We start from the raw sequence: 12799 nt of genomic DNA, 5'->3' as shown, positions 1-12799 counted from the left end.
GTGTTTTCCCTCTTTTCCTTTGTGCCTGCCCTTCCAAAGGTTTTTCCCCCTTCGGGAAGTTATGCTTTATTAATCGTTTTAGAACGCACTCTAAATATGAGAACAAATTATTGAGAAGTTTAGTTGCAAAGCTTCACTAAAAAACATTTTTTTGCATTTTAGAGCTCTGTTTGCGCTCTTTGTCGGCTTTGCTCTTTTCGACGTTTCAGGTTTTGACGCAATTGTTGCGCCAATCTTTCTTGACGTCGTTTTGTTTTTTCATCTTGGTGATTCATTTCATTTTGTTTTTGTTTTTGATGCATTTGTGTCATTGCGCAACCTTTTAAACAGTGTTGAGCTTCTATCCAAGCAACTCATAGCCTTAAATATTTAAGTGTATAAGAAACATATGTCATGACATAAGATACGTTTTCTTGCAAGAATATACAAATGTTCTCTTGCCTATTTTCTGACAATATGGCACAAGACAGCGCAAAGATTGAAAAGGGGCTGCGGTAGCTCAGTGGTAGAGCACTCCCTTGGTAAGGGAGAGGTCGAGAGTTCAATCCTCTCTCGCAGCACCATTTTATGCTTCTTTTGTTTATTCTTCTCTTACCCCTCTCCTCTTTTTCTACAAATATCAATCACCTCCATTGAATCCTCCATCAACGAAAGTATCATGCACAGCACTCTCTCAGTAAGAAAAGCTCTTGCCTTATTTATTAGTGCCTCCCTAATACTCAACATAAAAGCAGCTAAAACCCACGCCCCAACATGCCTCCCTTTCCTTATCACTCCCCCTAACCATCCTTTCCCCATTTTCTCCCTAAACCACCTCACTTCCCCCACACCTCTCCCACAGTTCTTCATGCATAGGCTCTTCATACCTCTCTTTCCCCATACTGACTAAAACAGATAGCCTTAAAAAATAAAAGCATAACGCGCACCATAGTCACCACAATAAAAAAGCACTTGGCCCATCATGAGTAAAATAATGCCCCCCTTAATACTCAGCACAAAAGCTCCCAGAACACACGTGTCCCAATACGTCTAAACAAGCTTTAACGCTCCCACTTCGCCTTCAAACATCTTCCTCCATTTTCCAGCATACTTTCATATTCACTCCAAACTCCCTACTTGCGGTCTCCTCAAACACCCCACTTGCTTTTTCCCCTCTGCTCTTTCCTTTTTATAAAACTTTTCCCCCATTCAACGCTGTACAGATCCCTTTCTTGCCCGCCTCATTCTTGTTTTGCCCACCAGCAGACGCTTTGCATTCGTTCCCCACTCTCTGTTTTTCCTTTCTTTCAAAACAATTTCTGTCCTTATACTAAAACCTGTCTCAACACACTTAATTTGCTGTACCATCTTCTCCAAAGCCTCATTAAAACGGCTAATTTCATTTTCAAGCTTGCAAATATACGCTTCATCACGATAAGCACGTTTAATCAAAGGTGGCATATCAGGCCAATAGAGCATTAAATCCACCCATTCGCGTTGAGAAATCCATAATCCTCCTTGACATTGTGCTTTATGTTCTGCTGGAAAATTCTTTTGCATGAAATGAGGGATCAAAATTTCAGGTTTTTTTGTTTTAATTTCTAATAAGCCATTTTTTCCCACAAAAGCATCGGGGGAAAATCCTTGTCCGCGATCATCTGCCAAAACAAAGCCAATACATTCAGGTTCTGTATGCGTAAGTTTTGCATAGAGTTGTCGTGCGATTGGTTCTAATTCTGTCCCGCGTCGCTGAGAAACCGTTGTTCCTTCCTCAACGGTTTTTCCTGTAATTCTTTCTCCCGCCAATTTCATCATCACACTATGGTATCGTGAAGTTTTTTGCCCCTGTTTTTTTTGTGCCATAACCATCTCAAACAAAGAAGCCGTAATCAAACCATTACGCACTTTCTGCCATTCTTCCGTTCCCTGAATACAATCGATAATGATTGGCATAATATTTCTCCCCTTCACCTTTAAAGTGTTTTTTGCAATACATCCTCTTTGAAATATTCACATTGTTTAAGCTGTGTCCCTCACACGGACTAAAGGCGACAGCATACTTCAATGCATCCTTAAATATTGTGCCCCTGAAAACACAAAAACTGCCCCCCTCAACATCCTCCTCCCCCGCAAGTTTCTCAATCCCCCCAATAAAACCCAGCCGATAACTTTTCCCCTCGCAAAGCGCCCGTAATTTCTCATATATAGGCTCTTTTCTTCATGCTCCCTGTCTCATATCGGCTAAAAATTTCCCCCAAGCTCCTCCCCCCAAGAAGGAAAACATAACGCGCACCGTGGTCACCGCAATAAAAAAGCACTTGGCCCATCATTGCGGCTCTCTTTTTCAATCTCGTTATTGCACGACGAAAAAATCATGGCGGCAATATTCTTCCTCCAATTTTTTTGCCATCGACTGAGCCACCTCTTGCGATATGAAAAGAATAGCGTTGTGTTTTTGTGGTTCGAGTCTGATTAAATTTCGCGTATTTCCAGCATAATAAAGTGGAATCCCTTGATAAGAAGTCTTGAGATAACTTGGCATGTTTACCACCAATAATCTGTCAAGACATCACATGGGCGTAAACGATGCTGTTTTTCATAAGAGCCATAGAGATTATCTTCATACTCGCAAGCCGCTCTTTCATTTAAACAAGCATGATAAGCTTCGCTATTCAAAACGAAGGGCTGCAATGGCGTATTTTCTTCATTTATTTCATGATTTTCGACATAAAAATCAGCGAGTTGTTCCGTAACATCTTCAGCATGAGAAGTTGTCAGGTCGAGTCGTAAAACTCTATAAACAGTTTCACATTCTTCAATCAGTTCGAGCACTTCTTCGATTTCGTCGATTGGTCCTTCATAAGTATCAGGATTTTCCTCTTCGCATAAAACGATAATGATTTCATCCTCTTTAACGAATGGAATATTTTTCATTATTTCCCCCTTTAGATAGTTGATAAAGCATAGCCTTGTCTTGACAAGACTAAATATAGCGTTAGTCTTATATCCTCTATAGGAGAGATGTCAATCATTTTATCCTTCATAAAAGATATATTTTAAATCTCTGCGGGGTTCAAATGACATATGTAAATAAAAGTCTATTATTCTTTATTCCCCTCATGTCCCTTTGTTGTTCTCTATTTGTTCTTACTCGATTACAATTATAAACACATAGGAGAGATAAAATGAGTGATATAATATTAATAAAATACTGGAGTCGTCTTAATTCAAAAGCACAGAAAGAACTTATTTTGGAGCTTCGTCAACGGGTCGCCGCAAAAGAGTCAAAATCGCCTGTCTCTCTTGCGGAGAAAGTTTTGAAATAAGCTCTATAAATTCTTTATCTTCAGGGCTAGCCCCTTTCCCGTAAAGAATATAATTCATACTGATATTAATTTCGTGACAAATTCGCGAGAGAGATTCGATTGTTGGTTCTTTTCCTTCAGAAAGAATAGAATGAAGGTACCCCGCGCCTTTACCGGCCGCGAGGGAGATAGATCTCTTTGACCGCCCACTTTTTTCCAAAGCGATTCTTAATCTTTGACGCCAACCATCGATATTCATAATTCCACCATATAGCGCGTCTTTTTAAAAAAACACGCCCTTTTTATAAAACGGGCTTGCATTATCCTCTAAAAAGGATAAAATTAAGGAAACAAATTTTACTTTTTAGGGAGAGAAATTTTTATTTTTGGATCATAAAAACACTTTAACCATCCCATAAAAGGCCACCTCCAAAAGTTGCTGCCCAAAGCAAATACCCCAAAGCAGATACATTGAAAATGTGTGCTACTCTTTATTTTTTCCATCACCGCAATCTTAAATCGTAAGTTTGCATGCGCTTCAAGCACACCCAATCATTTATAAACGTCGTAAAGAAGCCTCTAGTCATCACCAAACAGAGCCAAACAAAACATAAGTTAAATTCCTATTTGCGCTTTTATCGTCAATAAAAATGTATAAAAAAAGAAAGTAGATTGCAGTATGAAACACGCTAATCAACAAGAAACTCCTCATTATGAATCGTCTAGGCTTCCGTATGTTTGTTGGTATCAAAATGACTTTCTAGGAGGTGTTCGTGGGATGCGTGCACACGAAATTGGAATCTATACGATTCTTCTCAATGAAATGTATGCTCGCGGTCGTCCTCTAGAAATATCGGAAGAACGTTTAGCGCGTCTTTGTGGTTGTGACAAGCGAACTTTTGTTAATGTTTTAGAAATGCTCATCCAAGAGGGTAAGATTTTAAATTTAGCCAATGGATTATGGAACAAGCGTTGCGAAAATGTTTTTCAAGAGCGTGAAAAATTGCTTGAACAAAAATCCTTTGCGGGTCGTTCTTCGGCAAAAAAGCGCAAGAAAATCAATGCTGAGATTCAACAACTGCTTAACGAGAGTACAAAAGATGCTGCACAAAGCTTAGAAGCTCAAAAGACAGAAGAAAAGAAAACACCTCACGGTGTTTTTGAAAAGAAAATTTTGTTTGATGAGACAGAACCTTGTTTTTCCTGCGAAGAGACCTTTGAACAAAGCGATCAGCAGTCTCTCTCTTTAGCTCTTGATTCTGCTCTCCCTTCCCCTCCACAAGAAGAAGCGGAGCAAAAAAACGCCTCTCCCTTAAACGCTCCACAAGCCGATTTTGCCCCCGCCCCTATTACGCAAATTGTCACGAGGGAAAAAACAAAATCCGCCACCAATCTTCCACTCAGCAATCTTCCTGTATCCATCCCGCCTTCTTCCAACAAAAAACCCACTGCCTCAGTTACCAAAGGGCACCGTCTTCCTGAGCATTGGCAAGCAGACATCAAGGCAGCAGTTTCAGAAGGCTTGAATGAAAGCCAAGCCCATTGGCAAGCCAAAAAGTTTCGCGACTATTGGCAAGCCAAAAGCGGCAAAGAAGCTCTCAAAGTAGACTGGCAAGCCACATGGCGCAACTGGTTTCGCCGTGAGATCGAGCGGCTAGAACAGCAAAAACAGGGGAGCTCCTCATCTTTCATCTCTGAGAGCAACGACATGCTTTACCGCAGTTTGATCAACTATAGCGACAATTTTTGACATCACACGAACAACGTATTTTTCAAGCACGCGCGGAGATAAAAAATGTTTCAAAACCATAAAAATAATAACAAAAACAACAATGAAATAAGCTATTCATACAGCAAAACGAGTCAACATCACCCCTACTACTCTCACCACAAAAGCGCTCGCTCTACACGCCTCATCTCTTGGACGCAAAGGAACACAAAAGCTCTCCAGCCTCTCTGTATCCATCCCGCCTTCTTCCAACAAAAAACCCACTGCCTCAATTGCCAAAGGATACCGTCTTCCATGCACTTGGCAAATAGTTATCAACGCAGCAGTTTCAGAAACTTTCAGCAAAGATCATACCCTTCAAACAACGCTCTCCAGCCTCTCTGTATCCCCCTCCTCTTTCTCGAGCAACACCCTTCTTCCAATTACCGCCTTTGCCAAAAGGGGTACCGTCTTCCTGAGCATTAGAAAACAGACATCAAGGCAGCAGTTTCAAAAGGTTTGAGTGAAAGCCAACCCCATTGGCAAGCCAAGAAGTTTCGCGACTATTGGCAATCCCCATGGCATCACAGATTTCACTATCAGATCGAATGGCTAGAACAGCAAAAAGAGAGTCCTCATCTCCTAAATCTTGAGAAAAACAACAATCATTTCACGAATAACCATGAGCACAATTTTTGAAATCAAACAAAAACTTATCTCACAAGCAGATAGAATAGCAGAAATGCTTCTTCCCCAAGGGCACAAACGAGGCAACAACTGGATTGTAGGCAACACACGTGGTGAAGCTGGTCAAAGTTTATCAATTTGCTTGAGTGGTAGTAGAGCAGGACTTTGGTATGATTTTGCAGAAGGCACTGGAGGAGATCTTTTAGACCTTTGGTGTGAAGTCAAAGGCATTAGCCTCTCTCAAGCATTAGAAGAAGCACGCGCGACTCTCAATCTGACACGCCCCAAACCCTTTATGGTCCCTCATCGTTCCTATCGCCATCCACCGGTTCCTACAGGGCAGAGCCCGCAGAATCTCGTAAAAAACTATCTCCACAAAGAACGCCACATTCCTCTAGAAGTTATAGAGCGTTACCGCATAGGAGAAGATGGTGAAAAAATCATTTTCCCCTTTTATAAACCCGATGGTACTCTTGCTTTAGTCAAAGAACGGCTCGCGCAAGCAGGAGCAAAAACCAAACCAACAGCCTCTCAATGTGAACCGATTTTGTTTGGTTGGCAAGCCCTTTGCTCCCCCCAAAACACACCGCCAACCAACCCAGCCTCTACACACGCATCCCAGCATGTGCCCTTAACGGAGTGCACGCCATTTCCCACGCTTTCTTCAACAAAAACAAACCGTACAATTGTTATCACTGAAGGAGAAATTGATGCGCTTTCTTTAGCTGCCTATGGATATCCGGCGGTTTCTGTTCCCTTTGGGGGAGGAAGTGGAGGCAAACATAACTGGATTGAAAATGAATTTGATCATCTAGAATCTTTTGAAACGATTTTTTTAGCCACCGATATGGACCAGCCCGGAGAAGAAGCAGCCCGTGAAATTGCCAGCAGGCTTGGACGCCACCGTTGCTACCGTGTACGTTTACCCTGCAAAGATGCTAATGACTGTTTAACCGCAGGGATTGATAGAGCCACCATAAAAGCCGCCTTTTCCTCAGCACAAAGCTTTGCACCAGAAGGTTTACGGCGCGCCTCAGACTATAAAAATCAAGTAATAGGGCTTTTTTGGCCAGAGCCTGAAAAACATCTTGGTTATACGGTTCCCTATCCTAAACTGAAGGACAAATTGCATTTCCGCCCAGCAGAATTAACGCTTTGGAGTGGTGCGAGTGGTGCAGGCAAAAGCCAATTGTTATCAGACTGTATTCCCCATTGGATTGCGCAAAAGAGTCGACTTTGCTTAGCGTCTCTAGAAATGAAAGGAGAACAATCTTTACGGCGTTTAACCAAACAAACGGGCGGCTTAGAGAAGCCTACAAAAGAGACGATTGAACGGATTCTTCATTTTTTAGACAATGGGCTTATTCTTTATGAACATGTTGGCAAATCAAGCGTTGACACCTTGCTTGATGTCTTTGACTACTGTCGTGCGCGCTATGGCTGTGATCAATTTATCATCGACAGTCTTATGCGGCTTGGCATTGCCTCTGATGATTATGCAGGACAAGAACAAGCCGTTTATAAAATGGTTGATTGGGCTGTTTTAAACAGTGTACACATTCATCTTGTAGCCCATGCCCGCAAAAGCGGTCTGGATAAAGATATCCCCAGCACAGAAGACATTAAAGGCGCCTCAGAAATTGGTGCCAATGCCTTTAACATTATCACCATTTGGCGCAATCGATCCTTAGAAGACAAAATCTTTGCCGCCTCTCTAGCACAAGAAAAAGCAGATTTAGCCAAACGCCCTAGCGTCATTATAAATATAGCCAAACAACGTTCTGGCGATTTTGAAGGCAAAGTTGGTCTTTGGTTTGATCCCCAAACCTACCGCTATCGCTGTTCTTTTGAACAATCATTCCCTCGACGTTATCTTTAATACTCCATAAAGCCCACTCTCTGAAAAAACGCCTCCGCCTTCACACGCGCACGCCTTGCTCCCACATAAACAACAGGAAGAATAAATCCACAAATGATAAAAAACACCCAATCCTTCGACAACCAAAGCCAGCCCAACTCTAGATTCTCTGCTCCCAAACGCAAACAAAAAAAGGTCGCTCCAGCAATGGCGCAAAACACCAACCCCTTCAATAACCACAAACAACGCGTCAGCACCCCATCTTGCCGCCCCCTCATATGCAAAATCAAGAACCACTCCAACACTACAGCAAACACGATCCCTATCAAGGACAGAAGTCCCCACGGTATGTCCATACTCTCCATCCCCTCAAGAGCCAAAAAAAGGACGACTCCTAAAATGCCGTAAAACAGCACTTCCTTCAAAAAGAGGGAAATACCAACAACAGCAAAAAAAACAAATCGTTCGACATCAATATCCAAAATAAACCACAGTAAAATTAAAGGTCACACCCATAAGGAAAAAAAACACCCCCTACCTCAAGAACCAAGCCCCTAGAACACGCGCACGCCTTACACCCTGATAAATAAAGGGAGAAAGAAATCCAATAATAAAGGAAAACACCCTCTCATTCGAGAACCAAAGCCAGCTCAACCCCATATTCTCTGCTCCCTCGCGGGTAAAAAAAAGGATTAGTGCCAAAATGCAGCAAAACAGCACAAAATTCAAAACACGCAACGACCTCTGTAACACCGTATCACCTTGCTCGCGTATAAAGAACCCCAAGAGCACTTTCAACAATACAGTCAAGAGCAATCCCTTTAAGAATACCGCCCTTATGCTATCCATATCCCTGACGCCCACAGCAGCAAACCACAGGATAAAGCCCATCATGCAACAAAACATGACCGCCTTCAAGAACACTTGCCAAGCAACAGGCATACTCTTGACGCCCAGATGCACCAAACCAAGGACAGTTGCAAAAATGCAAGAAAACACCGCCCCCTTCAAAAACAGCTCCCCGTCAACAGCGCGCCTGCCCACGCCCACATAAACAAAACCCAAATAGGTGGCAACAACGCCATAAAGCACCACCCATCTCCAAAACATCCACCCTGCAACAGAGCGACGCTTTGCTCCCTCATAAATAAAAATCAAGGCAAGAGCAAAAAAGCAGAAAAAACCCAACAAAAGCCAAAACATCACATCGTTCGACATCAAATACCCCTCACAGCAATAACATCAAAGATCACGCCCATAGAGAAGAGAAATGCTCATTTTTTAAGCCCCCCAACAGTACACGCATACACCGTACCCCCTCCAGAGCAAAAAAAGGAACAAGTCCAATAGTGCCCGCAAACACCCCATTGTTCGAGATCACAAACCAGCGAACCCCCATATGCTTGGCGCCATTATGCGCCAATCCAACAACAGCTCCAACAACGCAGGAAAACACCGCTAACTTCAAAAAAGACACCCCACGCGATATCCATTTACCCCGCACCCTCATAAGTAAAACCAAGGACAGCTCCAGCAATGCAACAAACACCGCTCCCATCACTAAAAATTCCCACGATATATCAAAACGCTTTGCTCCCTTATAAGCAAAGCCAAGAACCACTACAGCAATGGTGCAAAACACCACAGCCTTGAAAAACACGCCCCACGATACAGTTCTACTGTTTGCTCCCACAACAATAAAACAAAAGGTTGCTCCAGCAATGCAAGAAAGTTCCACCCCCTGCCAAAACACCTCCCACGTAATAACCGGTCGCCCCGCACCCTCATAAGCAAAACCAAGGACCAAACCAATAACGCAGCAAAACATCAGCCCCTTCAAAAGCATGTCCCGCGCAACCACCATACGCCCCGCTCCTTCATAAGTAAAAATCAGAGACCATGCCCAAAATACAGCAAAAGATCAATCCTTTTCAAAGAATGAAAGCCTAAACCCAAAACGCCTTGCCCCTTAGATAAATAAGACCAAGGATAAGACCAAAGACAACGCCAAAAAGAATGTTAAACACGCACTTGTTTGAGAACCACACCCAAGTCAAACCAAAATGCTCAGCTTGCGCATAAACAAACTTAGAGACAGCGATAAGAATGAAGCTCAACGCCTTTTTTTAAAAAAAGCCTTCCTTGTAACCCCGTAAGACCTGATTCCCGCATAAATAAAAACAAAGACAAGAGCCCAAAGGCAGAAAAATGCCAACCCTTTCAAGAAGAAAATCCACGCCAAACAACATACTCCGCTCCCGTAAAGCCTCCCCTATAAACCAATAACAATGCCAACAGAAGCGCCCCCTCACCCTTTTAGAAAATTGCCCCTCACGCAAAAAAGCAGACATAAAAACGCATCCCTCAACAAGCATATAACAGCATAATCCCATTTCTTTTGCACAGCGAAGCAAATTTAAAATTTTTAAGGAGATGATATGAACCATCAAGAGAAAAAAAATACGCAAACCTGCCCGCTTGATCATCAAGATAAAGGAAAGCACATTGGTCATTTAAAGGCGCAAGAAATCCCTGTTGAAACGAGTAATCCTTATTTTCAACCCAATCATCCAGAAAACTCTAGCAATCCACGCACCATCAATGCCATTGCCAATGCACAAAGCCATCCCATTGCACTTTTATACGCCAAAGGACATCTCAGCAAAGCCCAATATAAAGCAGCAGAACGTTTTTATTTTTACTGGCGTCAAAGTCAAGCCGATCTCCACATGAGCCTTGACTACACCCGTGAAAAGGTTTCCTGTAGCCAAGGGTACACACACCCCATTGAACGTCAAATAGAAGCATCTAATCATTTAAAAACAATCAAAGTTCAACTGGGTATTCTTGGCTATTCACTGCTTGAACGAGTTATCGGCTATGGACAAGCAATCAAAGAATTAAGTTCTTCAAAACGCAAACAAAATTCTCTTGCCGATCATTTACGAGATTGTTTAGACTTGCTAGCATTTCATTGGGGATATGCAAACCATAAACATTTTGAATAATCCCCCTCCTCGCCATTCAAAGCTGCCTCCTATGTTGCTGCCCCCTCTACCCCCCCCCCCACGCTGCTTAACTATCGAGCAGCTCTCCCCACCTTTTCTATCCCCTCGCCCCCCAAAGAATGCAGCTTCACAAAACCCTTGTGCTCAAAATACACTCCGCTCCCTTAAAAACAAAAATCCTGCCCCCACACCAGTCCTGTCATCATGAGGTTCTTTTAAGTTTATTCATTTTTTATTGAAGAATAAGTTTTGTTTAAGATGCTTGCATACATCATAACAGCTTTAAATACAGTTTATTTAAATACAATTTAATTGTTTAATTAATGTCGAGTCTCAAAATAAATATTCAATTGAAAAAAGTATTCATTAATTTTTAATGCAAAATGACACAATCTTCTTTTTTGTAAAAAGTATTTTTTATATTGATATCTTTTCAATTCTCTGCTAATTATAGCGTAATAGTTTTGTAAGTATGGATCTGTGGATTGAATACGGTCTTTTGGATTCATTTTTTAACATGTCCTACTAGCCAATGTTAAAATTCTCCTGCTTTTAGTCCTCTGATTGTAACGGAGGACTTTTTTTATGACTGTACTTTTTTATAATTGTATTGTCTTAAATCACTCTCTTATGAGCTTTGTGCTATTCCTCCATAAGATCTACCCGCAAAATAGATCATTCTTTTGTCAAATTGGCTTGCGTTCCATCCTCAAAGAACAAAGGTTCTTAACCCAATCTGATCTACAAACAGCTTGGATAGACTTCACTCTTGGTTTTCCATTCAAGGTTTTCAGCTAAACTCAAGGCGCGACAAAACAAGCCCTGCCCTAAAGATTCACCACGCCCTTAAAAAAACACTTAAAACATATCCAAGGCGGCTGGCTCTCATATCACTAAACCGCAAATGACAGTGTTTTACGACATAACAGAATAACTTATATTTGATGACTTTCTTTATTCTGTAGCCCACCAACAGGTTGATGTATCACGACACCATATTGATTTATAATTATAATCACCCGTTCTTCATATTAAAATAAGAGACCCGAATATCATAAGGATTCTCTCATTTTAAATTTATTTCATGTTGCAACAATCAACGCCGTGTCTTTTGCACGTTACCAACATGAGAGACATATGAAATAAAACACGTCAAAGATAAAGAATCAAAATGCCTCTTATGAACACTCTCAAGAGCCAAAGGCTGTCATCATATTAGACGCTAGAATAGTATGATAGTGCTGGCTTTCCCCTTATGAGATTTTAAAGAAGGGCTTCTCCACTTCACAAGAGATTTCTCCATTATCCCATTTACCAACATCCCCATTCACCAACATTATTGTGAGATAAGACAACATGATGTTTTTTAAACAAAGACATAAATGTGCAACACAAGTATATTCTGTTTGGAACATTCTGTTTTACGTAAGGCGCGTAAGACCCCATTAAAAAACTGGCATCCCCATGAGAAAAAATCTAAAGCGTGAGGATAAAAACATGAAGCAAGCGTGATTCCATTCAGCTATTGCTCTTTAACCGCCAAACCGAATAAGAAATATATCCGGAAAGACGGAGGGAAGCTTTATCCATAGCACTTCATATTCTTCTCAAATATGTTGATCTTCCTGCTTTAAAAGATAAACTAAAAATATATACAACATCTCTCCTAACATCCCCCTCTTTCTAGCATCCCGCAAGAATCACAAGAATCAAACGTTATACAGCTCATTTTGTCATATTATAAAGCACTGTTATTTTAAGGCGGTGTTGAAACAGTTAAAATAATTGAAGTGTTTAGCCAACGCCATTAGCGAAGCAAAAAAACAAACTGTTGAAAAGCAGTGTAAATCTTGTGTAAACATAAAAAAAACAAGAAAAAGGCACAAAAATATCTTAATTTTTATAAAAATACTCAGCGTCTTTTACGATTGTATTGACGAACAACCCTGATCACATAATCATCTTAAATATTGAGAATAAAGAATGAATAGCCCTAACAAATACAGCAACCTATCAATAAAAATATAAAAACAAATCTTTTGGCTATCCCTGTTTTTTACGGAATAGGCCTTTCCCTATGGATACTGCTCACTCTCATGAAGCAGTATCCAAACTGTAGAGGATGCACTCCGCCTTCAAAAGAGTGCATCCTTCCCCTCAACGGATACTGCTCAACCCTCATGAAGCAGTATCCAAACTGTAGAGGATGCACTCCGCCTTCAAAAGAGTGCATCCTTCCCCTCAACGGATACTG

13 protein-coding genes and 1 tRNA gene are annotated in these 12799 nt (G+C 41.4%); 4 read left to right on the top strand and 10 right to left on the bottom strand.

All coding sequences use genetic code 11. The annotated features are described in order from the left end of the window. Nucleotides 1–158: 158 nt before the first annotated feature. Entirely contained in the window at nt 159–311 is a 153-nt protein-coding gene (locus ACFINF_RS07060; RefSeq protein ID WP_375620262.1) for a hypothetical protein, read from the bottom strand. Nucleotides 312–488: 177 nt separating this feature from the next. Between ACFINF_RS07060 and ACFINF_RS07055 the strand changes: the two genes are divergently transcribed. Then, nucleotides 489–563, top strand: a tRNA-Thr gene (locus tag ACFINF_RS07055). A 28-nt stretch (nt 564–591) separates the two neighbouring features. Here the strand turns inward: ACFINF_RS07055 and ACFINF_RS07050 are convergent. The 5 genes from ACFINF_RS07050 to ACFINF_RS07030 form a co-directional block, all read right to left on the bottom strand. After that, complete coding sequence (locus ACFINF_RS07050) at nt 592–849, bottom strand: hypothetical protein (protein ID WP_375620261.1); 258 nt, start codon at nt 847–849, stop codon at nt 592–594. Between the two features lie 339 nt (nt 850–1188). Further along, nucleotides 1189–1932 carry a YqaJ viral recombinase family protein gene (locus ACFINF_RS07045; RefSeq protein WP_375620260.1) on the bottom strand — a complete coding sequence of 248 codons (744 nt, stop codon included), beginning with the start codon at nt 1930–1932 and terminating at the stop codon, nt 1189–1191. A 400-nt stretch (nt 1933–2332) separates the two neighbouring features. Continuing rightward, complete coding sequence (locus tag ACFINF_RS07040) at nt 2333–2521, bottom strand: hypothetical protein (protein WP_375620259.1); 189 nt, start codon at nt 2519–2521, stop codon at nt 2333–2335. A 2-nt stretch (nt 2522–2523) separates the two neighbouring features. Next, complete coding sequence (locus ACFINF_RS07035; protein ID WP_375620258.1) at nt 2524–2913, bottom strand: hypothetical protein; 390 nt, start codon at nt 2911–2913, stop codon at nt 2524–2526. A gap of 312 nt (nt 2914–3225) precedes the next feature. Then, on the bottom strand, nt 3226–3543 hold the full coding sequence (locus ACFINF_RS07030) for an XRE family transcriptional regulator (protein WP_273788625.1): 318 nt from the start codon (nt 3541–3543) through the stop codon (nt 3226–3228). A gap of 420 nt (nt 3544–3963) precedes the next feature. Here ACFINF_RS07030 and ACFINF_RS07025 point away from each other — a divergent pair, with 420 nt between their 5' ends. Beyond that, complete coding sequence (locus ACFINF_RS07025; protein ID WP_375620257.1) at nt 3964–5034, top strand: YdaU family protein; 1071 nt, start codon at nt 3964–3966, stop codon at nt 5032–5034. Nucleotides 5035–5130: 96 nt separating this feature from the next. Here the strand turns inward: ACFINF_RS07025 and ACFINF_RS07020 are convergent, their stop codons facing one another. Then, on the bottom strand, nt 5131–5358 hold the full coding sequence (locus ACFINF_RS07020; protein WP_375620256.1) for a hypothetical protein: 228 nt from the start codon (nt 5356–5358) through the stop codon (nt 5131–5133). Between the two features lie 316 nt (nt 5359–5674). Here ACFINF_RS07020 and ACFINF_RS07015 point away from each other — a divergent pair, with 316 nt between their 5' ends. After that, a complete protein-coding gene (locus tag ACFINF_RS07015; RefSeq protein ID WP_375620255.1) occupies nt 5675–7558 on the top strand; it encodes a toprim domain-containing protein in 1884 nt (627 codons plus the stop codon). Here ACFINF_RS07015 and ACFINF_RS07010 read toward each other — a convergent pair. The 3 genes from ACFINF_RS07010 to ACFINF_RS07000 are packed head-to-tail and all read right to left on the bottom strand — an operon-like array spanning nt 7555 to nt 9401. Continuing rightward, nucleotides 7555–8019, bottom strand: coding sequence for a hypothetical protein (locus ACFINF_RS07010; RefSeq protein WP_375620254.1), 465 nt, complete (start codon nt 8017–8019; stop codon nt 7555–7557). The two genes, ACFINF_RS07015 and ACFINF_RS07010, sit on opposite strands and share 4 nt — an antisense overlap. 52 nt (nt 8020–8071) lie before the next feature. After that, entirely contained in the window at nt 8072–8755 is a 684-nt protein-coding gene (locus ACFINF_RS07005; RefSeq protein ID WP_375620253.1) for a hypothetical protein, read from the bottom strand. A 31-nt stretch (nt 8756–8786) separates the two neighbouring features. Then, the gene (locus ACFINF_RS07000) at nt 8787–9401 is read right to left on the bottom strand and encodes a hypothetical protein (protein WP_375620252.1); all 615 of its coding nucleotides are present in this window, start codon (nt 9399–9401) and stop codon (nt 8787–8789) included. Between the two features lie 574 nt (nt 9402–9975). On the opposite strand from ACFINF_RS07000, the gene ACFINF_RS06995 reads away from it, so the two are divergent. Beyond that, a complete protein-coding gene (locus ACFINF_RS06995) occupies nt 9976–10545 on the top strand; it encodes a hypothetical protein (protein ID WP_375620251.1) in 570 nt (189 codons plus the stop codon). Nucleotides 10546–12799 lie beyond the last annotated feature (2254 nt).

It is taken from the genome of Bartonella sp. TS25HLJMH (genome assembly GCF_042193505.1).
Classification (GTDB): Bacteria; Pseudomonadota; Alphaproteobacteria; order Rhizobiales; family Rhizobiaceae; genus Bartonella; species Bartonella grahamii.
This window is presented reverse-complemented; position numbering and strand designations above follow the sequence as displayed.